The sequence below is a fragment of the Streptomyces sp. NPDC031474 genome (assembly GCF_055581185.1).
The window spans coordinates 191,392-218,285 of sequence record NZ_JBVIJX010000018.1; the positions used below are offsets into that span (position 1 = coordinate 191,392).

The following is a 26,894-nucleotide window of genomic DNA, read 5'->3' on the forward strand; positions in this document are numbered from 1 at the left end:
GGACGCGCGGCTGCCCGCCCTACGGCTGCTCGGCGGCGGGCGCGTTGCCGCGCGCGCCGCGCAGCGCGGTGATGCAGCTGCCGATCGCCTGCTGGAGCTCCTCCAGCTGCTGCACCATGTCGTCCTCGTAGAAGTCCTGTGCGTCGACGTCGTCGAAGGTGAGCTCCTCGAAAACCTTCGTCGCCCGCTGCAGACTGCTGTAGAACTTCGTGCGCCGTTCCTGGACGCGCAGCTCGGGATCGGCCTCCACGGTCTCCACGACGAGGTGCTTCATCGTGTCGTAGGCCTCGGCGGCCCACTCGCCGGCGTCCTCGTCCTCGTCCAGCTCGTCGAGCAGCGAGAGGTGCCGCTCGGCCTCCTGACGCAGCTCGACGGGTGCGTCGATGGTCTGCCCCGCAGGCGTCTTCACCTGGCCGGACTCGGCGATCTGACGGACGTAGCCGATCCGGTCGGCCGAGCGGCTCTCGGTCGCCACGGCCTTCTTGAGGTCGTCCGTGCGCACGACGTCACGGGCCAGCTCGGCCTGGAGGTCCGGGTCCTCCTTGATGCGGTCCAGGAGCGCGGCGCGGGCCGCGCGGGCGGTCGAGGGATCCGCGAGGATCGCGGCCCGCAGGGCGGTGGGGTTCTCCGCCACCTCCAGCGCCTTCGTCGGGCGGATGCCCTCGGCCTCGGCGGCCTCCGCGATCGCGGTGCCGCGCTCCGAGGCGGCACTGGAACGCGAGACGTAGTAGGTGAGCCACACCTCGGCGTCCGGCAGTTCGACCTCCTGGCCCGGCGCCAGCTCCTCGAAGTGCGGGACGAGACCGTCGTCGGCGGCCCGGTCCCAGGCCTTGTAGTAGCGCATGACGCGCTCGGGCGAGCAGCCGGCCAGCTCGGCGAACTCCTTCGCCGACACCTTCGGCGTCTCGTCCGCGCTCTGCCCGCCCGGCCGGACGCTGCGCGCCACCATCAGGCCGAAGGCCCACCCGCCGGTCCGCGCGTAGACGCCGAACTCGCGGGCGTCGCGCGCCACGAGGTCGGACAGGGGCGCGGGGGACGTCGCGGCGGACGCCTCGGCGGACGTCTCGGCGGGCGTCTCGGGCAGGTCGATCGCCAGGGTCACGGATGACTCTCCTCTGCGGGCTGCTGAACATAGGATCGGCACTGCGAGAGTGCAGACCGGCAGCCTATATGGGCCCATTGGCGATGCTTTGACAGACCCGCGTGCGGGGTGCGGGGTGCGCCGGCCCCTCAGCCGAGGGCGTCGCGCAGTGCGGGCAGCAGGGTCTTCTCCGCCCAGTCCAGGTAGGCGGGCTGCGAGTCGCCGCCGATCTGCACCAGGGCGACCTCGGTGAACCCGGCTTCGGCGTACGGGCGTACGGCCTCGACGAAGTCGTCCGGATCGTCACCGCAGGGGATCGCCGAGGCGACGTCGTCCGGCGTCACGAACCGGGTGGCCGACTCGAAGGAGTCCGGGTGCGGCAGTTCGGAGTTCACCTTCCAGCCGTTGCCGAACCAGCGGAACTGGGCGTGCGCCCGCTTCACGGCCGTGTCCCGGTCGGGGTCGTGACAGACCGGGAGCTGCCCCACGCGCGGCTTGCCCTGGCCGCCGTGCCGGTCGAACGCCTCCAGCAGACCGGCCTCGGGCTCGGTGGCGATCACCAGATCGCCCAGCCTGCCCGCCAGTTCACAGGACTGCTCGCCGGAGACGGCGATGCCGATCGGCGGCGGCTCGTCGGGGAGGTCCCACAGCCGCGCCGAGTCCACGTCGTAGTGGGTGCCGTGCCGCGTCACGTGTCCGCCCCCGAACAGCGCGCGGATGATCTCCACCGCCTCCTCCAGCATCTCGTGCCGCACATCCACCGGGGGCCAACCGCCGCCCACCACATGCTCGTTGAGGTTCTCCCCGGCGCCGAGCCCCAGCCGGAAGCGCCCCTCGGACAGCAACTGCATCGTCGCCGCCTTCTGCGCCACCACCGCCGGGTGGTAGCGGAAGGACGGACATGTCACATACGTCATCAGCGGAATGCGCGACGTGGCATGAGCGGCGGCTCCGAGCACGCTCCACGCGTACGGGGAGTGTCCCTGCGCGCGCAGCCAGGGGAAGTAGTGGTCCGACGTCACCGAGAAGTCGAAACCCACCTCCTCGGCGCGCACCACGTGGTCGACCAGGTCACGAGGGCCGGCCTGTTCGGTCATCATCGTGTATCCGATTCGCACCATAAGGCCCGAGTCCCCGGCCGCCGGGGGAGGAAACGGGCCACCGGTGACCTGAAAAGACCGTCGATGATCGTCGGCCGTCCGGGCAGGATGCGGGTATGAGCGACCGCCCACTGCCTTCGAGCACCCCGTCCGCCGAGGGCGTCGACGCCTCCGGCGTCCTCGCCTTCCTCGACGCCGTGGAGGCGGCCGAGATCATCGAGCCGCACAGCCTGATGATCCTGCGCCACGGCCGGCTCGTCGCCTCCGGCTGGTGGGAGCCGTACACCCCCGACCGGCTCCACCTGTTGTACTCGCTGAGCAAGAGCTTCACGTCGACGGCCGCCGGGTTCGCCGTCGCCGAGGGACTCATCGACCTCGACGACCCGGTTCTCTCGTACTTCCCGGAGCTCGACGCGGACATCACCGACCCGCGCAGCCGCGCGATGCTCGTGCGGCACGTGGCGGCGATGGCGAGCGGGCACGAGGCGGAGACCTACGAGCGGGCGCGCGCTCTCGACCCCGACGACCCGGTCCGCGGCTTCCTGCTGCTGCCGCCGGACCGCGACCCGGGAACCGTGTTCGCGTACAACCAGCCCGCCACCTTCACGCTCGCCGCGATCCTGCAGCGTGTCACGGGGCAGCCGCTCACCGCCTATCTGCGGCCGCGCCTGCTGGACCCGCTCGGCATCGGCGAGGTCGCCTGGCTCACCGGCCGGTCCGGGCGCGAGCTCGGCTTCAGCGGTCTGCACGGCACCACCGACGCGATCGCCCGGCTGGGGCAGCTGTACCTGGACGAGGGAGTGTGGGACGGCGAGCGGCTGCTGTCGCGGGAGTGGGTCGCCGAGGCGACGCGCGAGCAGGTGGCCACGGCTCCCGGCGCCGCGGCCGACGCGGACCGACTGGACTGGGACCGAGGCTACGGCTTCCAGTTCTGGCGCTCCCGGCACGGCTACCGCGGCGACGGCGCCTACGGACAGTTCTGCCTCGTCCTGCCCGAGCACGACGCCGTGATCGCCACGACCGCGGCGACGAACGACATGCAGGCCCTGCTCACCCTCGTCTGGGAGCACCTGCTGCCCGCGTTCCGGCCACAGCCGCTGACCGGCCGCGAGGACGCCGACGCGGCCCTCGCACAGCGGCTGGCCCGGCTCGCGCTCCCCCCGGCCGCCGGGAAACCGGCACCGCCGGAGCGGGACGGGGAGTGGTCGGCCGCCGCGTTCACCCCGCACGGCGGTGTCTGCGCGGCCCTGCCGAAGCTGACCGGCGCCGCCGTGACCGGGGGCCCGGACGGCTGGTCCCTGAGTCTTGTCGAGGAATCGGGCGGCATGCGACTGGAGGCGCCCCTGGGCTCCGGCGGCTGGCAGGTGACCGACGAGCCGCTGCCCATCGCCGTGAGCGGCGGGTGGACCGACGGCGACACCCTCACCGCGCACCTCGCGTTCCTCGAGACCCCGCACCGCCTGCGGGTGACGTGCTCCCTCGCCGAGCGGACCTTCACCGCCCACTGGGACACGGAGCCCCTGCACGGCGGCGCGCTGCGCTCGCTGCGCGCCCCACGGCCGTCGGGACGCTCAGGCGGCTGAACCCGGCCGGAAGGTCCGCAGGAACGTGTCCAGGGCCTGCCGGTTCGCGCTCTTGTCCCAGTCCGCGGCGGGCGTCGTCCAGCGCAGCGAGAAACTGCGGTGCCCGCCGAGGAGGAAGCCCCGGCCGAAGGTGCGCACCTGTGTGCCGTCGACGTCCTGGAGCCACTCCATGTCGGCGGCCTTGTACCCCTGGTACGTCCTCGCCTCGATGTCGCCGAGCCGCCGGAAACCGTCGGCCTTCCTCAGGTTGGGCTCGACCTCGTCGCGCCAGATGGCCACCGGGTCCGGTCCGGCGCTCTCGCTGTAGGTCACCGCCAGGGTGCGCGGGTCACCGGCCGCCCCGAAGGTGATCCGGTACGCCTGATCGGCGCCGCGCGCCGTTTCCAGCCGCTTCCAGCCCGCGGGCAGGGCGACCGAGAACCCCTCGGGTGCACGGTAGACGCGGAAGCCGTCCGGGAGGGCGTCGGGCGAGGCCGACGGCGGCGCCGAGGCGGGTGCGGAGGGGGGTGCGGAGGGGGAGGCGTCCGGGGACGTGCTGGGGGACGGACGGCCCGAAGCGGTCGGGGGCGCAGTCGGGGTCGGCGTCGCGGGGCCTCTGTCACCGGCGTCCTCGCTCGGCGGCCCGGCGGACGCGGACGGCCGGGCCTGTGCGCCGCCCGACGCCGTGTCGTCGCTGTCCGGCAACTGGTGGGTCACGGCGAGCGCGGCGACCGCCACGGTGACCACGGCCAGTGCCGTCCCGGCCGCCATGGCCCGGCCGCTCCACTGCGGACCGATGTGCCGGGCCGCTGCGCAGGCCCGCTTCAGCTTGGGGGCCGGCATCACCCCGTGCGGGTCCTCGTCCAGCACCCGGGTGAGGGACTGTCGTACGACCGTCCGGGTCAGCCGCTCCCGGGAGTCCTTGCGCAGCAGCCCCTGCACGGTCCCGGTGAGCGGGCCCGCGCGCAGCGGGGTGCGCAGCGGCAGCCGGTCCACGCCCTTCAGCGTGCTCTCGGGCCGGTCCCGGTCCCGGTACGGCGGCCGCCCCTCGACCATCGTGTAGAGGATCGCGCCCAGCGCCCACAGGTCGGCCGCCGGACCGATCCGCTCGTCCCGGGCCTGCTCGGGCGAGGCGTACGACGGCGCCGCCACCCGTGGGGCGAGGGTCGCGCCCGCCAGTCCGAAGCCGGTGAGGACGAGCGGGCCGCGGGCCCGCAGGAAGACCTGGCCGGGGCTCAGCTCGCCGTGGGTGATGCCCTCACCGTGCGCGGTCTCCAGCACGTCGAGCAGCTCCAGCCCGATCGCCGCGGCCCGCGCCGGACTGAACGACCCCTTCTGCGCGAGGAGTTGCCCCAGCGGCAGGCCGTCGATCCACTCGGTGACGGTCCACAGCGAACCCTCCTCCTGCACGGCGTCGACGACCGTGGCGATCCGGCCGGGGCACAGCCGTGCCACCGTCTCCGACATCCGCAGGACCCGGTCTGCGGCCTGACGTGCTTTCTCCTCGCCCTGATCGGGGGGCAGCCCGATCCTGGTGACCAGGCACGGCCGCGCGGCCCCGGTGTCCTCGACGTACTCGCCGTACCAGCTGACGCGGTTCGTCTCCTGGTTGACGACGTCGAGCAGCCGGTACCTCCCGGCGACCAACTCGTGCGTGGAGACGTGCGTCTTGACCATGGCCATCCCTCGCTGAACCGCCGGTACTCACCCTTGCCCATGGGTACGACCGGCGAGAGGGGGTCCGTTCAATTGGAAGGCAACTCCGACGGGATTCCTGTCTTTCATTCAAAAGGTCGACCGTATGAGCCGAAGACATGTGCGAGAAAAGGGAATTGCCGGGGTGCGGCAGGGGGCCGTCCAGCGGTGTAACCAGCGGTAAACAGGCCGCCGGCGGCTCCCCGGGGATCCCGGAAACGACGTTCTCGGCCACGGTTCCATTCCTGCCCGGACGCCTCCCGGCCGGATTTTCCTTATCCCGGCCGAGAGGTCTCAGTGCAGCCCGAACCGATCCGTCCAGGCCCTCATGTCCGCGGCCGCGGCATTGCCCCCGCAGACCACCAGCCCCAGCCGGGCGCCGTCCCCCACCCGTTCCACGACCTGCCGGGCCGCGGGCAGGAGGCAGCCGGCCGCCGGTTCGGTCCACACCTTGGCGTGCTCGGCGAGCTCCAGGCAGCCCCGCACGGCCTCCCGGTCGGGCACCACCAGCACCTCCTCGACCAGAGCGCTGACATGGTCGTACGTCAGCTGCGAGACACTGGGCGCGCTGAGGGTGGAGACGATCGACGACAGCTCCAGCTGCACCGGGCCGCCCGCCGCCAGCGCCTCCCACATCGCCTGCGCGCCCTCGGTCTCCACACCCCAGATCCGCAACGCCGGGCGGCGGGCGCGCAGGGCCGCGGCGACACCGGAGATCAGGCCGCCACCCCCGACGCTCACCAGGACGTCCGTCAGCTCACCGGCATCGGCGGCGAACTCCAGGCCGACCGTGCCCTGCCCCGCGACGACCACCGGATCGTCGAACGGGTGCACCAGCGTGAAGCCCTCCTCCCGCAGGCGCTCCGCCAGCGTGAACGCGCCGCCCATCGTGTCGGTCAGCCGCACCGAGGCACCGGTCGCCGCCACGATCTCGACGGAACGGGCGGGCGCCGAACGCGGCATCACGACCGTGGCCTTCACATCCAGCGCGGCCGCCATGACCGCGAGCGCGATCCCGTGGTTCCCGCCGCTCACGGCCACGACCCCCGCCGCCCGCTCGGCCTCGCTCAACGACAACAGCTTCGCCGTCGCCCCGCGCGCCTTGAACGAGCCGGTGCGCTGGAGAAGCTCCAGCTTCATCGTGACGGGAACACCGAGCAGCGCCGACAGGCCCGGACTCGGCACGGTCGGGGTACGGACGAGATGTCCGCCGATCCGCCCGGCCACGCCTTCGATGTCCGAGATACCGATCAAGGCAATCACCCTTCCGGCGCGGGAGAGGAGGAAGTACCGCGCCTGGTCCTGTCGCACCCTGACGGGGCATCGCCCGGCAGGTCAACTCGGCCATGGTCCTGGGGACGTCGGCGCGGTGACCGCCTGGGCAGCCGTCAAGGGGACGGCCCCCGCCGCCCGCCGCGCGCGCCCCGGCCAGGGGCGGATCAGCCGGACGCGCCGAGCTCGGGTTCGAGGAGCCGCTCGCGATAGGCGATCGTCACCGCCTCCGTACGGCTCGCGGCGCCCAGCTTGGCGAGGATGTTGGAGACATGGACGCTCGCCGTCTTGCCGCTGATGAACAGCTCCTCGCCGATCTGCCGGTTGCTGCGGCCGAGCCCGAGCAGCCGCAGGACGTCCTGCTCGCGGGCCGTCAGGGTGAGCGAACGGTCGCGGCCGCCGGACGGGCCGTGGGCGAGCCGCCCACGCCGGATCAGGGCGTCCACCCGCTCCAGCAGGGGCGTGGCGCCCAGTCGTACGGCCGTGTCCCGGGCGGTGCGGGCCTCGAGGCCCGCTTCCTCGCGCCGGCCGGCCGCCAACAGGGCCTCGGCGTACCGCAGTCGGCAGCGGGCGAGTTCGTAGGCGTCGCCGTAGTCGAACGCCGCGACGGCCTTCTCCCAGGCCGCCGGGTCCGGTCCCGTCGTGGCCCACGCGCACTCGGCCTCGGCGCGGGCCAGCCAGGCGTGGCCCTCCGGGCCCTGGGGCAGACCGGTCTCGCCGCGCAGGGTCACCGCCCGCGCCGGCTCCAGGAGCTCGGCGGCCACGGCCGACCAGCGGCGGGCCGCCCTCTCGTCGCCGGTGAGCCTGGCCCCCGCGGCCGCGTCGGCGACCGCCGTGAGGGCGAGCGCGGTGAGCCGGACCAGGACGTCCGGGCGTGTCCCCGACTCGTCCACGAGGGAGTCGACGGTGGACCGCAGCTGCGCCACCGCCGCCTCGGCATCGCCGCTCTGCGCCGCGGCGTCGGTCAGCACGTTGCCCGCCACCAGCGCGGCCATCCAGTCGAAAGGCCCCTCCAGCAGGGCCCGGGCGCGCTCGACGACGCTCTTCTCGCCGCGCGCGAGGGCCACATACAGGGCCGGCCCCACCGCGAACCCACCCGAGGCCGGCAGCACCCCCAGGTCGGTGGCCGCCGTCCGCACACACTCGTCCCAGCGGCCCAGCGTGTAGAGCACCAGCAGGTGCAGATGCCGCATCCCCAGCGGATACGGCGAGGACAGCAGCCCGGCCCGGCGGGCGCGGTCCAGGCCCTCGGCCAGCCAGGGCAGGCACTCCTGCGGGTCCCCGGCCTCGTAGGCGCCGATCGCCAGGGTGAACAAGGCCCGCATCTCCACCGGGGCGTTGCCCCCGCGCCGGGCCAGTTCACGCGCCTCCTTCAGGCGCGCGCGGCCTTCGGGGGAGCGGCGGCCGTCCCCCTCCAGGTTGGCCAGGGAGACCAGGAGGTCGGCCCGCGCGTCCGTCAGATCCAGCCGCTCGGCGACGGGCAGCGCCTGGCGGGCGATGCGCAGGGCGCTCTCCGTGTCGCCGACCTGACGCGCCGCCAGCACGTGGGTGGCCGCGGCCCACACCCACGTCGGCGACGGCGGTTCGGCGGGGATCATCGCGAGGGCCTCGCTGCTGTAGGCGAACGCCGCCGACTGACGGTCGACGCCCATGAGGGTGCCCGCGAGCGTGTACCGCACCCGGGCGGCGAGTTCGGAGTCGGCGTCCTGGCCGACGCCCGCGAGCGCGGCGCGGGTCAGGGAGACCGCGCGGTGCGCCTCCCCGGCGTGCGCGGCGGCCGCCGAGGCGCGCAGCATCAGCGTGACCCGGCGGGTCCCCCCGCCCTCGCCCGACGGCAGGGCCGAGGCGGGCACCGACTGCCACAGGTCGAGGACGGCTTCCAGATGGTGGAGTTCCTCGGCGGGAGCCCCGACGTGCTGGGCGTGGTCGGCGGCCTCCAGGGAGGCGGCGAGGGCCTCGCCCAGGTCGTGGCTCTCGCGGTGGTGGTGGGCACGCTCGGCGGCCGTCTCGGCGCGATGGGGCCGGCCCGCCAGCAGGCGGGCGAACGCGCCGTGGAGCCGGGAGCGTTCACCCGGGAGCAGGTCGGCGTAGACCGCCTCGCGCGCGAGGGCGTGCCGGAACGCGTAGGTGCCGTTGTCGGCCGCGACCAGGAGCTGGTGGCCCACGGCCTCGCGCAGCGCCGACTCCAGCTCGTCCTCCGGCAGCCCCACCGCGTCCCGCAGCAGGTCGTGCTCCACGCGCCGACCGGCGACGGCGGCGGTCCGCAGCACCTGTTGGGCGGTGTCGGGGAGCTGCTCGACCCGGATGAGCAGAAGGTCCGCCAACCCGCTGGGCATGCCGCCGGCCTCGGTGTCCGAGGCCGCGAGCAGCTCCTCCGCGTAGAAGGCGTTGCCCTCGGCGCGCGCCACGATCCGGCGCACCGTGGCCTCCGGCAGCGGCCGGTCCTCCAGGGCGCGCACCAGGCGGGCCACCTCGGCGTCCGCCAGCGGCCGCAGCTCCAGGCGGTCCACGGCCGGCAGCCGCACCAGCTCGGCCAGCAGCGGGCGCAACGGATGCCTGCGGTGCAGGTCGTCCGCGCGGTACGAGGCCAGCACCGCCAGCCGGTGCCCCGGCCCGTTGCCCGTCGGGCGCTGCAGGAAGCCCCGGCTGAGCAGGAAACGCAGCAGGTCCCGGGAGGACTGGTCGGCCCAGTGCAGGTCCTCCAGGACGAGAAGCAGCGGCGCGACCTCCGACAGGTCGGCGAGCAGTCCCGCCATCCCTTCGAGCAGCCTCAGCCGGCCGCCCTCACCGCCCGCCCGCGCGGCGGGGGCCGCATCCTCACGCACCGCGTCCGGCCCCGCGCCCAGCAGCCGGTCCACGACCGGGTGCGCGGCGAGGACATCGGCGAACCGCTCGTCGGCGGCGAGCCCGCCCAGGATCTCCGTGAACGGCAGATAGGGCAGGCCCACGTCACCGAGGTCGACGCAGTGCCCGGTCAGCACCGTCGTCCCCGTGCGCGCGGCCCGCGCGGCGACCTCGTCCAGCACCCGTGTCTTGCCGACGCCGGCGTCCCCGGCGATCAGCACCGCGCGCGCCTCACCGCCCCGGGCGCGGTCGAGCACGCCGGAGAGCCGGGCGAGCTCTTCCTCCCGGCCGATGAACGGAGCGGCGAACACTGTCTGTTGCACGGCTCCATCCTGGCACGCGGCACCGACACCACGGCTTGGGACCAGGAACGCAACCCCGCCCGGAAGGCGTCAACGGTGCAGCGACCGTGCCCAGTCCGCCGGTACGCGCCCCGCCGGGCCCGGCGCGGGCTGGTCCGCCGGGTGACTGGCCGGCGGGGCCAGCTCGGGCCCCGACTCGTACAGCTCGTCCGAGGAGTAGTCCCAGAACCACTCCTCGCCCGGCTCGAAGCTGCGGACGATGGGATGCCCGCTCGCCTTGTAGTGGGCGGTGGCGTGCTGGGCGGGCGAGGAGTCGCAGCAGCCGATGTGGCCGCAGGTCGCGCAGCGCCGCAGATGGAACCACCAGCCGCCCGCCGCGTCGCAGTCGACGCACCCGGCGCCGCTGGGCGGGACGCTCGGGTCGATGGCGTCTACGTCGGTCATACGGGTTCCTCCGCGGTCTCGGGGTCCTCGGTGTTCTCGGCGGTCTCGGTGTTCTCGGGGGCGGGGGCGGTCAGCGGCAGCAGCACCTGGAAGCGGGTGTCGCCCGGCGCGGACTCGACATGGAGGCTGCCGTGATGCTTGTTGACGACGATCCGCCAGGAGATGTCCAGTCCGAGACCGGTGCCCTCGCCCACCGGCTTGGTGGTGAAGAAGGGGTCGAAGATACGGCTGCGGATGTCCGGCGGAACACCGGGGCCGGTGTCGCGGAACTCCACCAGCACCCGGTCGCCCTCCCGTGCGGTGCGCACGGTCAGCGTGCCGTCCCCGCCGACGCTGTTGACGGCGAACACCGCGTTGTCGACGAGGTTCGTCCACACCTGGTTGAGCTCCGCCGGGTAGGCGGGAATCTCCGGGAGCGTCCGGTCGTACTCCTTGACGACCTCGATGCCCCCGATCTTGCCCGACAGCATCAACAGGGTGCTGTCGAGGAGTTCGTGGACGTCGACGGTCCGGTAGGGCGCGCGGTCCAGCTGCGAGTACTGCTTGGCCGCGTCGACGAGGTGCGAGATACGGGTGGTGGAGTCCTCGATCTCGTACATCAACAGCTCGGTCTCGACGGTGTAGTTGAGCCAGCCCACCGCGTTGGGCAGGATCTCCGCGTCCACGGCCGCCGCGACCTGCTCCAGCCAGTCGACGTCGAGCCCGGCCTGCACGAACGTCGGCGCGTACTGCCAGCCGTAGTCCATGCCGTGGTCCTCCAGCCACTCGGTGAGCGCGTCCTCACGGTCCGAGGCCTCCAGCGGAGTGAGCGCCGGCGCCTTGGCGACCCGCTCGGCGGTGCGCTCCTGGACCTCGATCAGGCTCGCCAGCGCGTCCCGCGAGAAGGGCCCCTCGGCGATCAGGCCGAGCTTGTGGCGCATCTTCGCCACCCGCTCCCGCAGCGTCGCCGTGGCCCGTACGGCCGCCGCGGCCGGGTTGTTGAGCTCGTGCGTGAGCCCCGCCGACAACGAGCCCAGGGCCAGCAGCCGTTCCCGCTGGCCGATGGCCCGCTGCGTGTTCTTCGAGCCGAAGAACAACCCCTCCAGCAGGTGGGCCGCCATCGGGAACCACTCCCGCATGACGTCCGCGAACGACTGCGCGGGCAGCACGAAGAACCGCGTCGGCTCGGTCACCCGCATCGAGTTGGTGTAGACCTGCGGCACCTGGTCCCCCAGGTACGCCTGCATGGCCCCGGAGTACACCCCGCGCTGGGAGGTGCGGCTGACCTCGACGTCGTCCCCGCCGACCCGCCGGTACAGCACGACCGTGCCCTCGATCATCACGTAGAAGCAGGTCGCCGGGTCGCCCTCGGTGTACACGGGCCCGGGCCCGAACTTCTCCACCCGGCCCTCGCTGCACAACCGTCCGAGTTGCTCGGGGGAGAGCTTCTCGAACAGGAACAGCGAGCTGATCTCGGCCGGGCTGCACGGCATCAGCTGCCCGCTCACGACTGCTCCAGATACCGGTGGACGAGCATCACGGCCATGGCTCCCTCTCCTACGGCGGACGCGACGCGCTTGGCGGACTCGGCGCGTGCGTCGCCCGCCACGAACACGCCGGGAATGTTGGTCTCCAGGTGGTACGGCGGCCGGTCCAGCTCCCAGTCGGCCGGCGGCCGCCCGTCCGGCGTGAGGTCGGGTCCGGCCAGGATGAACCCGCGCTCGTCGCGCAGCACCGTGCCGTCCAGCCAGTCGGTCAGCGGTGCCGCGCCGATGAACACGAACATCCACTGCGCGTCGACGAGCTCGCTCAGGCCGGTCGTCATGTCCCGCAGCGTCAGCTGCTCCAGGTGACCTTCCCCGTGCGCGCTCTCGACGACCGTGCGGGGGCGCACGCCGATGTTGGGCGCCTCCTCGATCTGCTGGATCAGGTAGTGCGACATGGACGCCGCGAGGGACTCCCCGCGCACCAGCAGCGTGACGGACTTCGCGCCCCGCGACAGGTACATCGCCGCCTGCCCGGCCGAGTTGGCGCCGCCCACGATGTACACGTCGTGTCCCTGGCAGGCGGCCGCCTCCGTGAGCGCCGAGCCGTAGAACACTCCGCAGCCGGTCAGGTCGTCGCAGCCCGGCGCCGCCAACTGCCGGTAGGAGACGCCCGTGGCGAGGATGACGCTGTGCGCGGCCACCGCCGAGCCGTCCGAGAAGCGGACCACCCGCGCGGACCCGTTGACCTCCAGCCCCGTCACCTCACGCGCGGTGAGGATCTCGGCGCCGAACTTCGTCGCCTGCCGCCGCGCCCGGTCGGTGAGCTGCCCTCCCGACACGCCGTCGGGGAAGCCCAGGTAGTTCTCGATCCGCGAGCTCTGACCGGCCTGGCCGCCCGTCGCCGACCGCTCCACCAGCACCGTCCGAAGGCCCTCGGAGGCCCCGTAGACGGCCGCGCCGAGCCCGGCCGGGCCGCCGCCGATCACCACCAGGTCGTAGAAGTCGGCTGTCGGAGTCGTCGCCAGCCCCACCTGGGCGGCCAGTTCGGGGGCGTCCGGCTCGACGAGGGGCGTGCCCTGCGCGGTGACCACCAGCGGCAGCCGCTGCCCGTCCACCCCGGCCGCGGCCAGCAGCCGCTGCCCCTCGGGCTCGTCGGCGGAGTACCAGCGATACGGCACCTGGTTGCGTGCGAGGAACTCCCGCACCTCCGAGGAGCGCGCCGACCAGCGGTGTCCGACCACCTTCGTGGCCGGCACGGGCCGGTGGTCGCTGGACCGCCAGGCGTCCAGCAGGTCGTCCAGGACGGGGTAGAGCTTCTCCTCCGGCGGGTCCCAGGGCTTGAGCAGATAGTGGTCGAGGTCGACGACGTTGATCGCGTCGATCGCCGCACTCGTGTCCGCGTACGCGGTCAGCAGCACGCGCCGGGCGCCCGGGTACACGTCCAGGGCCTGTTCGAGGAACTCGATGCCGTTCATCTGCGGCATCCGGTAGTCGGCCAGGATGACGGCCACCAGATCACCGCGCAGCTTCAGCTCGCGCAACGCCTCCAGCGCCGACTCCCCGGACTCCGCACGCACGATCCGGTACGAGGCGCCGTAGCGGCGCCGCAGGTCACGGGCGACGGCACGGGAGACCCCCGGGTCGTCGTCCACGGTCAGGATGACGGTCCGCGCTGCATCGGCGGCCTGTGCCATACGTCTCCCACCCCGAGAGCGGTCGGTCCTTGCGACGGCACGGCGAAGCCCGCGCCGGCTCCGCCCATCGTATGTTCGATCGCCCCGGTTCGCTCCGGGATATCGGCACCGGTGCGCTCCCGGCACAGCGCGGGGCGCTCGCGATCAAGGCGGCTGCCGTTCTCCCGGCAGGCCGGCTCACGAACGCGTCTCCCGTTCCGCGCCCACGACGATCGACGTGGTGAAGACTGGCGGCGAACGATCTGATCAAACAGGGAGGCAGCGCGATGACGGGCCCGATCACGGCAGGGGTCGACGGGACGGACGAGAGCCTCGCGGCGCTCGCCTGGGCGGCCAGGGAGGCCGTCCGGCGCGATCTGGCGCTGCGGGTGGTGCACGCCTGGCGGTTCCAGCCGAACGCGGCCGCCGAGGTGGCGGACCGCGACGCACAGGAGCGCTGGGTGCGGGACGCGGCCGAGCAGGCGGTCGCGGCCGTCCTCGAGCGCCACCCGGGACTGACCGTCACCACCGACGTCCTGGAGGGCGGCCCGGTCGGGACGCTGGTCGCCGCCGGCGTGCAGGCGCAGTCGCTGGTGCTGGGCTCGCGCGGGCACGGACCGCTCGTCGGGTTCCTGCTGGGCTCGGTCGGTCAGCAGGTGATCGCCGAGGCCGCGTGCCCGGTGGTGCTGGTGCGGGCCGGCGACCGGCCGTCGTCCGAGGTGGCCGGTCATGAGATCGTCGTCGGCCAGCACGGCGAGCCCGAGGACAGCGCCCCCGCCCTGCGCTTCGCCTTCGAGACGGCGGCGGCGCGGGGAGCGAGCGTGCGTGCCGTGCGGGCCTGGACGCTGCCGCCGGTGTTCGCCTACAGCCCCGGCTCGCTCAAGCTGCTCGACGATGCGGGCGGCCTGGAGCAGTACGAGCAGAAGGCGCTGGCCGAGGCCGTGAAGCCATGGCGGGAGCGGTTCCCCGACGTGCATGTGGTGGAGCATGTGGAGATGGGCAGCGCGGGGCAGGTGCTGCTGTCGGTGGCGGGGCGGGCGCAGTTGACGGTGGTCGGCCGCCGCGCCCACCGCACGGCCGTGGGCGCCCGGATCGGCTCCGTCGCGCACGGCGTCCTGCACCACGCCGACTGCCCGGTCGCCGTCGTGCCCCACGCCTGAGGCACACCGTCCTCGTCGCGGCTCACTCCGGAAGGGTCGGCTCCAGGGTCTCCCGTGCCGTGGGCAGGATGTTCTTGATGTAGTCCTCGACGACGGTGTCGAGCCCGATGTCGTGCTGCGCGCGCTCCGACAGGTACCAGCGGTGTTCGAGGAGCTCGTGGTAGATCTCCGCAGCGTCCATGGAGCCGCGCAGTTCGAGGGGCACCGCGCGCACGGTGGGCCGGAACACGTCCCGCACCCACCGGTGGGCCAGCACCTCGGGGCGGGCCGCGAGGGGGTCGCCCGGGGCGTAGTCGTCCTGGGTGGCCATCCAGCTCTCCAGGTCGCTCAGCAGCCGCCTGGCCTGGTTCTCCTCGGTGTCCAGGCCGGTCAGGCGCAGCAGCTGGCGCTGGTGGTGGCCGGCGTCGACGACCTTCGGCACGAAGGTGACCGTGTCGCCGTTGGAGGAGTGCTCGATCTGCATCTCGGCGACGTCGAAGCCGAGCTCGTTGAGCCGGCGGATCCGGCGCTCGATGTAGTGGTACTTGCCCGCCGGGTACACCGAGGTGCGGGTCAGCTCCTCCCACAGCGCTCCGTAGCGGGCGCAGATCTCCATGCCGAAGTCGATCGGGTCCACCGACGGGTGCAGCGCCCCGGACGCCTCCAGGTCGAGCAGCTCGCCGCTGATGTTGACGCGCGCGAGATCGAGGTCGTAGTCCCGCTGCCCGGTGCTGAGCCGCGGGTGCAGGTCGCCGGTCTCGGCGTCCACGAGGTAGGCGGCGTAGGCGCCGGCGTCCCGCCGGAACAGCGTGTTGGACAGCGAGCAGTCGCCCCACGCGAACCCGGCCAGGTGCAGCCGCACCAGGAGCACGGCGAGGGCGTCCATCAGCCGGTGCATGGTCGCCGGGCGCATCGTCGTCTCGAACATCGAGCGGTACGGCATCGAACCGCCCAGATGCCGGGTGACCAGCACCGGCTCCAGCGGCCCGCCGTCGTCCGTGGTGCGGCCGGTGACCACCGCGAGCGGGTCGACGGCGGGGATGCCGATCCGGTCCAGGTCGCGCAGCAGCTCGTACTCGCGCAGGGCGGGGCGCTCGGCGAGCTCCTTGACGGCGATCACCTCGTCGCCGGCCCGGGCGTAGCGCACCACGTGGCGGGAGATGCCGCGCGGCAGCGGGACGAGGACCTCCTCGGGCCACTCCTCCAGGGGCAGGTGCCAGGGCAGCTCCAGCAGGAGTGCCGGATGCTCCGGGTTGGTGGCGCTGATCTGCAAAGCCATGGCCTGACCTTAGACGGCGCGCTGGCGGGCCTGCTGTGCCGCCGCCTTCACGGACCCCTGGTGCAGCGGTCCGTGTCCGGGCAGCAGCAGATCGCCCGCCAGCCCCTCGATGACCTCCAGCGACGCGACGGCCCGGGCGCGCTCGTGGTGGAACATGTCCGGCAGCAGCTGCGGCCCCCGCACCCGAGACGTCGAGTGGGCGCTGACCAGCGCGTCGCCGGAGACGACGACGCCCGCGTCCGGGAGGTGGAAGACGGCGTGGCCGTCGGTGTGGCCGGGGGTGTGCACCGGCACGGGTCGGCCGGGCAGGTCGAGCGGCCCGTCGACGGCCGGGAACGCCTCGGGCGCGGTGACCGGGTGCTGTTCGGTGCCGCCGGAGCGCAGCGCGTGCACCATCCACGGCAGGACGCCGGGACGCCAGGCGTTCTTCAGCACCTCGCCGACGGTCACCTGCTGGAGGAAGTCCCGGCGGGCGTGCGGCACTTCGGCCTCGTGCAGATACACGGGGGTGCCGTAGGTCGTGCGCAGGTGCTCGGCGGAGCCCAGGTGGTCGTTGTGGGCGTGGGTGATCAGCACGGCCGTGACCGCCTCCGGCGCAGCGCCCACCGAGGCGAGGGAGTCCAGGACCAGGTCGCGGTCGCCGGGGTAGCCGGTGTCGATCAGGGTGACGGCGTCCCCTTCGGTGAGGATCACCCAGTTGGTGTTGCTGCCGTGCACCAGGTAGGTGCCGCCCGCCACTTGCCGTACGTCTGCCCGCATGGCCGTCCTGTGTCCTGGAGAGGGGTGCTCGACGGGGACAGCAAAGCAGATCATCAGGTGGATGCGGACGGCGGGGTTCCGCGCGGCCACGACGAGCGCGGCGAGAAGGGTGTCCAGGTCGACGCCCTCCTCCATGTCATTACCGTCCGCTTCGTTTCACCGCACGCCGTGCGGCCGGAACTGGATGCTGATGCGCGGTCCGGCGGCCCGGGCGGACTTGGGGACGCAGTGCTCCCAGGTCCGCTGGCAGGAGCCGCCCATCACGATCAGGTCGCCGTGCCCCAACGGGCGTCGTACCGTCTCGCCCCCGCGCACCGGGCGCAGCAGCAGATCGCGCGGCGCGCCCACGGAGAGGATGGCGACCATCGTGTCCTGGCGGGCGCCCCGGCCGATGCGGTCGCCGTGCCAGGCGACGCTGTCCCGGCCGTCGCGGTAGTGGCACAGCCCGGCGGTGACGAACGGCTCGCCCAACTCGTCGGCGTAGTGCGCGGACAGCGCCCGACGGGCCTCCTCCAGCACCGGGTGCGGCAGTGTCTGCTCCGCTGCGTAGAACGCCAGCAGGCGCGGTACGGCGACGTCGTTGTCGTACATCTTCCGGCGCTCCGCGCGCCACGGGACCTCGGCCGCCAGGTGTTCGAACAGCGCGTCCGAGCCGGTGAGCCAGCCCGGCAGGGCGTCGATCCAGGCGCCCGCGCCGAGTACGGTCCGGTGGATTCCGTCGAGGGGGCCGAGGCGCAGTTCGTCGGTCTGGTCGAAGAGAGAGCCCTGGAGGTGGTGCGCGGTCATGCCTCCAGCGTACGCCTGAATCGAAAATGTGTTCGTTGCCGCACCCCCTTCCGGCATCCTTCGGGTTCTCGTGCGCGGGCCCTTTCGATACATCGATGTATCCGATACATTCGCGTATCGAACGGAGGTCCGATCATGGTCGTGCGGCAGACGCACCAGTCGACGGGGCGTGTCACCCGACGCCGGGTCCGCACGCGGGCCAACCTGCTCGAAGCCGCGTTCGCCGTGTTCGCGGGCAAGGGCTTCGGGCGGGTCTCCATCGAGGAGGTCTGCGAGGCCGCCGGCTACAGCAGAGGCGCCTTCTACTCCAACTTCGACAGCCTGGACGAGCTGTTCTTCGCGCTCTACCGGGAGCGCGCCGACCTGATCGCCGAGCAGGTCGCCGACGCCCTCGCCGGGGACGGCCCCGACCTCGACGTGCAGACCTCCGTGGACCGCGTCACCGAGGTCCTCCTCCTCGACCGGGACTGGCTGCTGGTGAAGACGGACTTCCTGGTGCACGCCGCCCGTGACCCGGCCGTCGCGCAGTCCCTCCTCGAACACCGGGCCAGGCTGCGCCGCGCGATCACCGACCGGCTGGAGCGGGCACGCGGTCACACCGCCCTGCCCGCCGTCCTCGGCGACGCCGACTCCGCCGCCCACGCGGTGATCGCCGCCTACGACGGGGTCACTGTCCAACTCCTGCTGGACAAGGACGCCGACGGCGCCCGCGCCTGGCTCAAGCAACTGCTCACCGCGCTGCTGACCGATGGCAGCGGACACCACGCATAGCACCTCAGGCAGAAAGGCAACGGTCGCCATGGACGCGGACGTCATCGTCGTCGGAGCGGGTCTCGCGGGCCTGGTCGCGGCACACGAGCTCACCAGCAGGGGCCGGCGGGTCGCCCTCGTCGACCAGGAGAACGCCGCCAACCTCGGCGGTCAGGCGTTCTGGTCCTTCGGCGGGCTGTTCCTCGTGGACTCCCCGGAGCAGCGCCGCCTCGGCATCAAGGACTCCTTCGACCTCGCCTGGAACGACTGGCAGGGCAGCGCGCAGTTCGACCGGACCGAGGACGAGGACTCCTGGGCGGTGCGCTGGGCCCGCGCCTACGTCGAGTTCGCGGCGGGGGAGAAGCGCACCTGGCTCGCCGGGCACGGGATCTCCTTCGTGCCGACCGTCGGCTGGGCCGAACGCGGTGACCTGCGCGCCGACGGACACGGCAACTCCGTACCCCGCTTCCACGTCGCCTGGGGGACGGGCACCGGCGTCGTCGAGCCGTTCGCGCGCCACGCCAAGCAGGCCGCCAGGGACGGGCTGCTGACCTTCTACCACCGCCACCAGGTGGACGAGCTGGTCATCGAGGACGGCGCCGCCCGAGGGGTGCGCGGCACGGTCCTCGCCGCCGACGACGGCGCACGCGGCGTCGCCTCCAACCGCGACCGCATCGGCGACTTCGAACTGACCGCCCAGGCCGTGGTCGTCACCAGCGGCGGCATCGGCGCCAACCACGACATCGTGCGGCGGTACTGGCCGGAGCGGCTCGGCACCCCGCCCGCCGAGATGGTCACCGGCGTCCCCGCCTACGTCGACGGGCGGATGCTCGACATCAGCGCGCAGGCCGGCGTCCGGCTGGTCAACCGCGACCGCATGTGGCACTACACCGAGGGCATCCAGAACTGGGACCCCATCTGGCCCGGCCACGGCATCCGCATCCTGCCCGGACCGTCCTCCCTCTGGTTCGACGCCCTCGGCCGCCGGCTCCCCGACCCGTGCCTGCCGGGCTACGACACCCTCAACACGCTCAAGCACCTGCGCACCACGCCGGACATCGCCGAACACGACCACTCCTGGTTCGTCCTCACGCGCAAAATCGTCGAGAAGGAGTTCGCGCTGTCGGGCTCCGAGCAGAACCCGGACATCACCGCCAAGGACCGCAAGGCCGTCCTGCGCGACCGGCTCCTCGGCAAGGGCGCTCCCGCCCCGGTGCAGGCGTTCCTGGACAAGGGCGCGGACTTCGTCATCGCCGACACCCTCGAGAAGCTCGTCGAGAAGATGAACGGGCTGACCGGGAAGGCGCTGCTCGACGCGGACGGCCTGCGCCGCCAGATCGAGGCCCGCGACCTCCAGATCGCCAACCCGTACAGCAAGGACGCCCAGGTCCAGGGCATCCGCAACGCCCGCCGCTACATCGGCGACCGGCTCGGCCGCGTGGCGACCCCGCACCGCGTCCTCGACCCGGAGGCCGGCCCGCTGATCGCCGTCAAGCTGCACGTCCTGACCCGCAAGACCCTCGGAGGCATCCAGACCGACCTCGACTCGCGCGCCCTGGACGCCGAGGGGCAGCCGGTCGAGGGACTGTACGCGGCGGGCGAGGTCGCCGGCTTCGGCGGCGGCGGCGTCCACGGCTACAACGCCCTCGAAGGCACCTTCCTCGGCGGCTGCCTCTTCTCCGGGCGGGCGGCGGGGCGGGCCGCGGCGCAGCAGACCGGCTGACCCGTCAGCGCGGGTCCGTCTCCAGCAGACGGAGCAGCACCGCCGTGTGGCTGTGCGCCGACGCCTTCCCGGCCGTCACCAGCGTCACCGGCCCCTTGGCGGCCAACTCCCGGACATGGTCCAGGAGTTCGGCCGCCTCCGGGGCGGCGAGCTCCGCCTCGTAGCGTTGCGCGAACTCCTCGAACGACCCCTCGTCCGCGTGGTACCAGCGGCGCAGCTCGGTGGACGGGGTGAGGCCCTTCGGCCACTCGTCGACATGGGCCGCGTCCTTGGACACCCCGCGCGGCCACAGCCGGTCGACCAGGACCCGCACGCCGTCGTCGGACTCGGGCGGATCGTAGACGCGACGTACACGGACACTCATGGGCGGGCCGTCCTCGGGTTCGGCGGATGGATGTCGAGCGTAGGCTCGAGACGGCCTCCGGCGCCGCTCGGCTTGACCTGAATGAGGAGGAAAGCCGGGTGCCCAGTCCCTAGTCTGGGGATGTTTGATCACACGCCACCCCCCAGGAGCGCACGTGACACATTCCCGCAGACGGACGACCACTCCCCTCCTGCGCCGTGAAGCCGTCGCCGCGACCGTCCCGGTCGCCGTGGCGGCGCTGCTCATCGCGGCGGGACCCGCCACCGCGGCCGGCCCGACGGGCACGTCCGGAGTAGGCGACCCCTACTTCCCGCTCGCAGGCAACGGCGGCTACCACGTGGCCCACTACGACCTGACCCTGCGTTACGACCCGGGCAGCCGCCACCTCGACGGCAAGGCGGTCCTCACCGCCCGCGCCACCCAGCGGCTGACCCGCTTCGACCTCGACTTCCAGGGGCTGAAGGTCACCGCCCTGACCGTCGACCACGTCAAGGCCGACTACCGGCGCGACGGCCAGGAACTCGTCGTCACCCCCAAGCGCGCCCTGCGCAAGGGCGAGCAGTTCCGCGTCAGCGTCGCCTACAGCGGCACACCCGGACCGGTCACCGACCCCGACGGCTCCCTCGACGGCTGGATCCCCACCGACGACGGGGCCTTCGTCGCCGGCGAACCGCAGGGCGCCATGACCTGGTTCCCGGCCAACAACCACCCCCTCGACAAGTCCTCCTACGACTTCACGATCACCGTCCCCAAGGACCGCGCCGCCGTCGCCAACGGCGTCCTTCTCGGACAGCGCACCACCCACGGCAAGACCACGTTCCGCTGGCGCCAGACGGAACCCATGGCCGCCTACCTCGCCACCGCCACCGTGGGCAAGTTCCAGGTCAAGCAGTACACGACCCGCACCGGCCTCAAGGTCTACGACGCCGTCGACCCGCGTGAGGCCACGGCCGCCACGCCCGTCCTGAACAAGCTGCCCTCCGTACTGGACTGGGAGAGCTCGCTGTTCGGGCCCTACCCGTTCCGCGCCGCCGGCTCGATCGTCGACCACGCCCCGAACGTCGGCTACGCCCTGGAGACCCAGTCACGGCCCGTGTACGACCGCGCGCCCTCCTTGAGCACCCTCGTCCACGAGAACGCCCACCAGTGGTTCGGCGACTCGGTCTCTCTCACCTCCTGGAAGGACATCTGGCTCAACGAGGGTTTCGCGACCTACGCCGAGTGGCTCTACGCCGAACAGCACGGCGGCGACAGCGCCCAGAAGTCCTTCGACGCCCTGTACGCCAGCCCCGCGACCGACGGTCTGTGGGAGTTCCCGCCCGGCGACCCGGGCAGCGGCGCGAACATCTTCGGCACCCCCGTCTACGCCCGCGGCGCCATGACCCTGCAGGTCCTGCGCACCGCCGTCGGCGACCGCGCCTTCTTCCGCATCCTGCGCGGTTGGGCGGCCGCACACCGCTACGGCCACGGCACCACCGCCCAGTTCGAACAGCTAGCGGAACGGGAGTCCGGGAAGGACCTCGGCCCGCTGTTCCAGACCTGGCTGTACGGTCGAGGCAAGCCCAGCAAGCCCTAGCGCCCCAACGGGGCCCCGAACCTGACAAGTTCCACACACCTGTGGGCCACGATCGACCTATGATCACGCACCGATCCCGTGCCGCACTGCTCGCCGCGTCCCTCCTGCTCACCGGATGCGGCGGCGCGGCGACCGCACCCAAGCAGGGGCGCACCGCCACTGTCACGGAGGCGGCGCCGGGACCGCCCGCGAACTCCGTCAGGACGGTGCCGCAGCGGATACCCGGCCTCGGAACCAGGACATGGGCCGCCGTGCCGGCCGACGCGGACCAGGTGGTCGTGGTGACCGGCCGGGGCATCGACTCCCCGGCCGCCACGGTCGTGCTGTACCGGCGCACCGCGGCCGGCTGGCGGGCCGGGGACAGCTGGCCCGCGCACAACGCGCTGCGCGGCTGGAGCGACCACCACATGGGCGGCGACCTGCGCTCACCCATCGGCGTCTACGGACTCACCGACGCCGGCGGACTGCTGAGCGACCCCGGCACGAAGCTGCCCTACGACCACGGCGGCGGCTTCCACTCGCCCGGCACGGGATTCGAGGGCGAGTCGCTGGAGGGCTCCTTCGACCACGTCATCGCGATCAACTACAACCGCGAGCCCGGCACTTCACCCCTGGACTGGACCCGCCCCCTCGGCGCCGGGCGCGGCGGCGGCATCTGGCTGCACGTCGATCACGGCGGCCCCACCCACGGCTGCGTGAGCATCGCGGAACAGCATATGAAGGAACTGCTGCGCGCCCTCGACCCTGCCCTGCACCCCGTGGTCGTCATGGGCGACCAGGCCTCCCTGGCCCGCTGAGGGAGAGTCAGGGAGCGGGGCGCTGTGCGGGGCGCCGTTTCACGAACTGCGCCGGCCTGCCTTGATGCGGCGCTTGAGGGCGCGTCGTTCCGTCTCGCTCAGGCCACCCCAGACCCCGAGGGTCTGATCGGTCTCCATGGCCCACTCCAGGCATGATTCCCGCACCGGGCAGCGCCGGCAGACTGCCTTGGCCTGTTCCGTCTGCAGCAGTGCCGGCCCCGAGGTGCCGATCGGGAAGAAGAGGTCGGGGTCCTCGTGGCGGCACGCGGCGTGCTGTCGCCAGTCGTCCATCGAAGTCACCTGCGATCACGTCGTATGTGCTTTTCCGGATGAGTTGCTCCCGGTCGGGTCACCGGAGGGGCGGATGTGAAACGGCGCGGGCCGCAACGACGTTCACCGCTCCCGCAGGCCCCACGAGGACCCGTACGCCGTCAGCAGGTCGGGGAACGAGGAGCCGGCTTTTAGTTCCTGAGGGTCAGGGCCGCCGTCGCCGCCACCGCGTCCGCGACCGCCGCCAGCGCGGGCGAGTCGAGCTTCCACTGCTGCCAGTACAGGGGGACGTCGAGCGGGCGGTCGGGGGCGAGCAGGACCAGGCGGCCGGAGCGCAGGAGCGGTTCGGCCTGCGCCTCGGGCACCATGCCCCAGCCGAAGCCCGCGGCGACGGAGGTCACGAAACCCTCCGAGGTCGGCACGGCGTGCCGTACCGGGCTCGCGCTGCCGGGGCCGCGCCCGAGGCCGCGCACGAACGTGTCCTGGAGGTCGTCGCTGCGGTCGAAGCTCATCACGGGCGCCCGGGTCAGCGTCTCGTGCAACGGGCCGTCGGCGAGGTGGCGGTCCGCGAAGTCCGGGCTTGCGGCGGCCAGGTAGCGCATCGTGCCCAGCGCCCGCACCGAGCAGCCCGTGACGGCCTCGGGCGACGAGGTCACCGCGGCCATCACCCGCCCTTCGCGCAGGAGTTCCGCCGTGCGCGTCTCGTCCTCGCGGTGCAGTTCGAAACAGAGCGGCGGCTCCTGCGCCACCCGGGTCAGGGCCGTCAGGAACCAGGTGGCGAGGGAGTCCGCGTTCACCGCGACCGTCACGCGTGTCGGCTCGCCTTCGCCGCTCATGCCCAGCTCGGACCGCGTGTCGCGTTCCAGCCGGGCCAGCTGGCGGGCGAACCGCACGACGATCTCGCCGGATTCGGTCGCGCGTACCGGCTTGGTGCGCATCAGCAGGACCCGGCCCGTGCGCTGCTCCAGTGCCTTGACGCGCTGGCTGACCGCCGACGGCGTCACATGCAGGGCGGCGGCCGCCGCGTCGAAGGTGCCCTCGTCCACCACGGCGAGGAGCGTCCGCACCTGGTCGAGGGGGAGGTCCGTCATCATCCGCACATCACGACAGCTAATGATACGTAAGAATCTTTAGCTGTACGTCCACTGATCGTTTCCCTAGCGTGGACGGCATGTCCCCCGCTCTCTCCGCCGCGGCCGCCGGTTTCGGCACCGGCCTGTCGCTCATCGTCGCCATCGGCGCCCAGAACGCCTTCGTCCTGCGTCAGGGGATCCGCCGCGACGCCGTCCTCGCCGTCGTGGGGATCTGCGCCCTCTCCGACGCCCTGCTCATCGCCCTCGGCGTCGGCGGAGTGGGAGCGCTGGTGGTGGCCTGGCCCGGGGCGCTGAGCACGGTCGGCTGGATCGGCGGCCTGTTCCTGCTCGGCTACGGGGCCCTGGCGGCCCGGCGGGTGCTGCGCCCCGGGGGCGCCCTGACGGCGGAGGGGGAGCCCGCCGGCTCCCGACGCCGGGCCGTGCTCACCTGCCTGGCGATGACCTGGCTCAACCCCCACGTCTACCTCGACACCGTGTTCCTGCTCGGCTCCATCGCCGCCGACCGCGGCCCGCTGCGCTGGACCTTCGGTCTCGGCGCCGCGCTGGCCAGCGTGTGCTGGTTCGCCGCGCTGGGCTTCGGCGCCCGGCTGCTCAGCCGCTTCCTGGCCCGCCCCGCCGCCTGGCGCGTCCTGGACGCCGTCGTCGCCGCCACGATGATCGCCCTCGGCCTGACGCTCCTGGCGGGAGCCTGAGCGACGGGGGCCCGACGATCCGAGTCCGAAATGTGAGATCGCCTGTCCATAGAGGCGGCGAAACCACAGGAGTTGCTGGGATAGTGACCCCCGGACCCGAAAGATGTAGCGAGCAACCAGGAAGCGTGTGGACACCAGCGAGGGCAGCACCGCACCCGAGACCGAAGCCGACGACGACGGCCCGAGTCGGCGAGACGGGCCCCGGAGCGGCTGGCGCCGCTGGGCGATGGACACCCGGCCCCTGCGCCGGCCGGCCTACCGACGGCTGTGGTCCTCGACCGTCGTCACGGCCGTGGGCAGTCAGCTCACCGCCGTCGCCGTGCCCAAGCAGATCTACGACATCACCGGCTCCTCCGCCTGGGTCGGCTACGCGAGCCTCGCCGGACTCGTGCCGATGGTGCTGTTCGCGCTGTGGGGCGGGGCGGTCGCCGACACCGTCGACCGTCGCAAGCTGCTGCTGATCACCAACAGCGGCATCGCCGTCACCTCGGTGCTGTTCTGGCTCCAGGCCGTCTCGGGACTCGACTCGGTGGCCGTGCTGATGGTGCTGCTCGCCGCCCAGCAGGCGTTCTTCGGCCTCAACTCGCCCGCCCGTAACGCCTCCATCGCCCGGCTGGTCCCCGCGCACGAACTGGCCGCCGCCAACGCCCTGGGCTCGACGGTCATGCAGACCGGTCTGGTCGCGGGCCCGCTGCTCGCCGGCGCACTGATCCCGGTCATCGGCCTGCCCGAGCTCTACCTCCTCGACGCCGTCGCGCTCTGCGTGACGCTGTGGGCCGTGGTCCGTCTGCCCGCGCTGCCCCCGCCGGCGGGCGCGAGCGCCCGGCGCGCCGGGGTGCGCGAGATCGCGGAGGGGTTTCGGTACATATCCCGGCACAAGGTCCTGCTGCTGTCCTTCCTCGCCGACGTCATCGCCATGGTGTTCGGCATGCCCCGTGCCCTGTTCCCGCAGCTCGCCGCCGAGACGTACGCCTCCTACGGCGAAGGACTGGCCCTCGGCCTGCTGTTCGCCGCGATCCCCATCGGGGCGGTACTGGGCGGACTGTTCTCCGGGACGTTCTCGCGGGCGCGCCGGCACGGCTGGATGGTCATCGGCGCGGTCGTCGCCTGGGGCGCGGCCGTCGCCGGGTTCGGGCTGAGCGGTAGTCTGTGGCTCGCGGTGCTGTTCCTGGCCGTCGCCGGCATCGCCGACATGGTGTCGATGGTCTTCCGGGGAGCCATCCTCCTGTCCGCCGCCACCGACGAGATGCGCGGCCGGATGCAGGGTGTCTTCACGGTGGTCGTGGCGGGCGGCCCGCGCCTCGCCGACGTCCTGCACGGCACGGCGGGCGCCGCCTTCGGGCCCCGTGCCGCCGTCGCGGGCGGCGGCCTGCTGGTGGTCGCACTGATGCTGGGCCTGGCGACCGCGGTGCCCGCGCTGCGCCGGTACCGCATCTGACCCCACCGCCGCGTCCGGCACGGGCCGGCCTGCTGCGCTCCGGCACGGGCCCGGTGTACAGCACTCGGGCGCGGGCGGGCTCTACAGCCCCCCGCGCCGTTTCGTCCCGTACTGCTCCATCAGCTTGCCGCGGGTCATCTCCAGCCGGTGCGCGAGGATCTCGGCCACGATCCGCACCAGCGACATCCCGAGCGCCGGATCCTCCTCGCACAGCTTGAGCACCGGCTGCGCCTCGAACTCGTAGGCGCGCACGGGACTGAAGGCCTCCGCGCCGAAGTCCCACCGGTACGGCGGGAACAGCCACGACCAGCCCAGCATGTCGCCGGCGCCGAGGGTCGCGACGGTGACCCGGCGCAGCGACGTCACCTGCTGGACGAGCGAGACCGCGCCGGAACGGATGACCCAGAAACGGTCGGCCGTGCCGTCCGCCTCGAAGATCCGGGCGTCCTCGGGGAAGGAGACCTCGCGGGCGAGCTCCATGAGGCGCCGACGCTGGGGCAGGGGGAGGGCGGTCAGCAGTTTGGTCGCTTTGGTCATGGCGCGGGGCTCCTCGCCGGCGATCGATGGGGGTGCTTTCCCCTTCCCATTTGAGCCGCTGCGGACGTCCCGGGCACCTCGGCGGACGGCACTTTCCGCAGGAGGGCATGGAAAAGCCCTGGCTGGACGGGGGAAGCCAGCCAGGGCAGCACAGGTGCGGTGCACGGAGGAGGAGTGCTGTCGACCCCGCCCACCACGTATGAATGAACCGTAAACCATTCGGGGAGATTGTGCGTACAGAAAAGCCGGTC

The 26,894-nt window shown here is 72.8% G+C and carries 23 protein-coding genes; 8 read left to right on the top strand and 15 right to left on the bottom strand.

Annotation, left to right across the window (positions count from 1 at the left end; translation table 11 throughout):
- Positions 1-19: 19 nt before the first annotated feature.
- Positions 20-1,102: a hypothetical protein gene (locus tag ACZ5SK_RS34685; protein WP_334582307.1), complete on the bottom strand. Its 1,083-nt coding sequence runs from the start codon at positions 1,100-1,102 to the stop codon at positions 20-22.
- Between the two features lie 128 nt (positions 1,103-1,230).
- Positions 1,231-2,202, bottom strand: coding sequence for an LLM class F420-dependent oxidoreductase (locus ACZ5SK_RS34690; RefSeq protein WP_334582306.1), 972 nt, complete (start codon positions 2,200-2,202; stop codon positions 1,231-1,233).
- 95 nt (positions 2,203-2,297) lie between these two features.
- On the opposite strand from ACZ5SK_RS34690, the gene ACZ5SK_RS34695 reads away from it, so the two are divergent.
- Complete coding sequence (locus tag ACZ5SK_RS34695) at positions 2,298-3,764, top strand: serine hydrolase domain-containing protein (RefSeq protein ID WP_334582305.1); 1,467 nt, start codon at positions 2,298-2,300, stop codon at positions 3,762-3,764.
- On the opposite strand, the gene ACZ5SK_RS34700 is transcribed toward ACZ5SK_RS34695, so the two are convergent.
- From ACZ5SK_RS34700 to ACZ5SK_RS34725, 6 genes are all read right to left on the bottom strand, one after another.
- A complete protein-coding gene (locus tag ACZ5SK_RS34700; protein ID WP_334582304.1) occupies positions 3,753-5,426 on the bottom strand; it encodes a serine/threonine protein kinase in 1,674 nt (557 codons plus the stop codon). The genes ACZ5SK_RS34695 and ACZ5SK_RS34700 overlap by 12 nt on opposite strands.
- Before the next feature lie 306 nt (positions 5,427-5,732).
- Entirely contained in the window at positions 5,733-6,692 is a 960-nt protein-coding gene (locus ACZ5SK_RS34705) for a threonine/serine dehydratase (protein WP_468576898.1), read from the bottom strand.
- A 185-nt stretch (positions 6,693-6,877) separates the two neighbouring features.
- The gene (locus tag ACZ5SK_RS34710; RefSeq protein ID WP_468576900.1) at positions 6,878-9,877 is read right to left on the bottom strand and encodes a helix-turn-helix transcriptional regulator; all 3,000 of its coding nucleotides are present in this window, start codon (positions 9,875-9,877) and stop codon (positions 6,878-6,880) included.
- 69 nt (positions 9,878-9,946) lie between these two features.
- Positions 9,947-10,300, bottom strand: coding sequence for a UBP-type zinc finger domain-containing protein (locus ACZ5SK_RS34715; protein WP_334582301.1), 354 nt, complete (start codon positions 10,298-10,300; stop codon positions 9,947-9,949).
- The gene (locus ACZ5SK_RS34720; protein WP_334582300.1) at positions 10,297-11,787 is read right to left on the bottom strand and encodes an ATP-binding protein; all 1,491 of its coding nucleotides are present in this window, start codon (positions 11,785-11,787) and stop codon (positions 10,297-10,299) included. Before ACZ5SK_RS34720 ends, ACZ5SK_RS34715 begins: the two co-directional genes overlap by 4 nt.
- The gene (locus tag ACZ5SK_RS34725; RefSeq protein WP_334582299.1) at positions 11,784-13,460 is read right to left on the bottom strand and encodes an NAD(P)/FAD-dependent oxidoreductase; all 1,677 of its coding nucleotides are present in this window, start codon (positions 13,458-13,460) and stop codon (positions 11,784-11,786) included. Before ACZ5SK_RS34725 ends, ACZ5SK_RS34720 begins: the two co-directional genes overlap by 4 nt.
- A 266-nt stretch (positions 13,461-13,726) precedes the next feature.
- Here ACZ5SK_RS34725 and ACZ5SK_RS34730 point away from each other — a divergent pair, with 266 nt between their 5' ends.
- On the top strand, positions 13,727-14,599 hold the full coding sequence (locus tag ACZ5SK_RS34730) for a universal stress protein (RefSeq protein ID WP_334582298.1): 873 nt from the start codon (positions 13,727-13,729) through the stop codon (positions 14,597-14,599).
- A gap of 22 nt (positions 14,600-14,621) precedes the next feature.
- On the opposite strand, the gene ACZ5SK_RS34735 is transcribed toward ACZ5SK_RS34730, so the two are convergent.
- From ACZ5SK_RS34735 to ACZ5SK_RS34745, 3 genes are all read right to left on the bottom strand, one after another.
- Positions 14,622-15,857 (bottom strand): DUF4032 domain-containing protein, encoded by a 1,236-nt coding sequence (locus ACZ5SK_RS34735; protein WP_334582297.1) that lies wholly within the window; start codon positions 15,855-15,857, stop codon positions 14,622-14,624.
- A gap of 9 nt (positions 15,858-15,866) precedes the next feature.
- Positions 15,867-16,616: an MBL fold metallo-hydrolase gene (locus ACZ5SK_RS34740; protein WP_334583775.1), complete on the bottom strand. Its 750-nt coding sequence runs from the start codon at positions 16,614-16,616 to the stop codon at positions 15,867-15,869.
- 156 nt (positions 16,617-16,772) lie between these two features.
- Positions 16,773-17,402: an alpha-ketoglutarate-dependent dioxygenase AlkB gene (locus ACZ5SK_RS34745; protein ID WP_334582296.1), complete on the bottom strand. Its 630-nt coding sequence runs from the start codon at positions 17,400-17,402 to the stop codon at positions 16,773-16,775.
- Between the two features lie 135 nt (positions 17,403-17,537).
- Here ACZ5SK_RS34745 and ACZ5SK_RS34750 point away from each other — a divergent pair, with 135 nt between their 5' ends.
- A complete protein-coding gene (locus tag ACZ5SK_RS34750; protein WP_334582295.1) occupies positions 17,538-18,173 on the top strand; it encodes a TetR/AcrR family transcriptional regulator in 636 nt (211 codons plus the stop codon).
- Positions 18,174-18,201: 28 nt separating this feature from the next.
- Positions 18,202-19,875: an FAD-binding dehydrogenase gene (locus tag ACZ5SK_RS34755; protein ID WP_334582294.1), complete on the top strand. Its 1,674-nt coding sequence runs from the start codon at positions 18,202-18,204 to the stop codon at positions 19,873-19,875.
- A gap of 4 nt (positions 19,876-19,879) precedes the next feature.
- Here the strand turns inward: ACZ5SK_RS34755 and ACZ5SK_RS34760 are convergent, their stop codons facing one another.
- Positions 19,880-20,239, bottom strand: coding sequence for a DUF488 domain-containing protein (locus tag ACZ5SK_RS34760; protein ID WP_334582293.1), 360 nt, complete (start codon positions 20,237-20,239; stop codon positions 19,880-19,882).
- A 154-nt stretch (positions 20,240-20,393) separates the two neighbouring features.
- Between ACZ5SK_RS34760 and ACZ5SK_RS34765 the strand changes: the two genes are divergently transcribed.
- Complete coding sequence (locus ACZ5SK_RS34765) at positions 20,394-21,815, top strand: M1 family metallopeptidase (protein ID WP_334582292.1); 1,422 nt, start codon at positions 20,394-20,396, stop codon at positions 21,813-21,815.
- Positions 21,816-21,874: 59 nt separating this feature from the next.
- On the top strand, positions 21,875-22,612 hold the full coding sequence (locus tag ACZ5SK_RS34770; protein WP_334582291.1) for a L,D-transpeptidase family protein: 738 nt from the start codon (positions 21,875-21,877) through the stop codon (positions 22,610-22,612).
- A 39-nt stretch (positions 22,613-22,651) separates the two neighbouring features.
- Here the strand turns inward: ACZ5SK_RS34770 and ACZ5SK_RS34775 are convergent, their stop codons facing one another.
- Both ACZ5SK_RS34775 and ACZ5SK_RS34780 read right to left on the bottom strand, forming a co-directional pair.
- Complete coding sequence (locus tag ACZ5SK_RS34775) at positions 22,652-22,903, bottom strand: WhiB family transcriptional regulator (RefSeq protein WP_334582290.1); 252 nt, start codon at positions 22,901-22,903, stop codon at positions 22,652-22,654.
- 170 nt (positions 22,904-23,073) lie between these two features.
- Positions 23,074-23,976, bottom strand: a complete 903-nt coding sequence (locus ACZ5SK_RS34780; RefSeq protein WP_334583774.1) for a LysR family transcriptional regulator ArgP — start codon at positions 23,974-23,976, stop codon at positions 23,074-23,076.
- A 77-nt stretch (positions 23,977-24,053) separates the two neighbouring features.
- Here ACZ5SK_RS34780 and ACZ5SK_RS34785 point away from each other — a divergent pair, with 77 nt between their 5' ends.
- Positions 24,054-24,668: a LysE/ArgO family amino acid transporter gene (locus ACZ5SK_RS34785; RefSeq protein ID WP_334582289.1), complete on the top strand. Its 615-nt coding sequence runs from the start codon at positions 24,054-24,056 to the stop codon at positions 24,666-24,668.
- A gap of 127 nt (positions 24,669-24,795) precedes the next feature.
- Positions 24,796-26,106: an MFS transporter gene (locus ACZ5SK_RS34790; RefSeq protein WP_334582288.1), complete on the top strand. Its 1,311-nt coding sequence runs from the start codon at positions 24,796-24,798 to the stop codon at positions 26,104-26,106.
- A gap of 81 nt (positions 26,107-26,187) precedes the next feature.
- On the opposite strand, the gene ACZ5SK_RS34795 is transcribed toward ACZ5SK_RS34790, so the two are convergent.
- Entirely contained in the window at positions 26,188-26,643 is a 456-nt protein-coding gene (locus ACZ5SK_RS34795; protein ID WP_334582287.1) for a cyclic nucleotide-binding domain-containing protein, read from the bottom strand.
- Positions 26,644-26,894 lie beyond the last annotated feature (251 nt).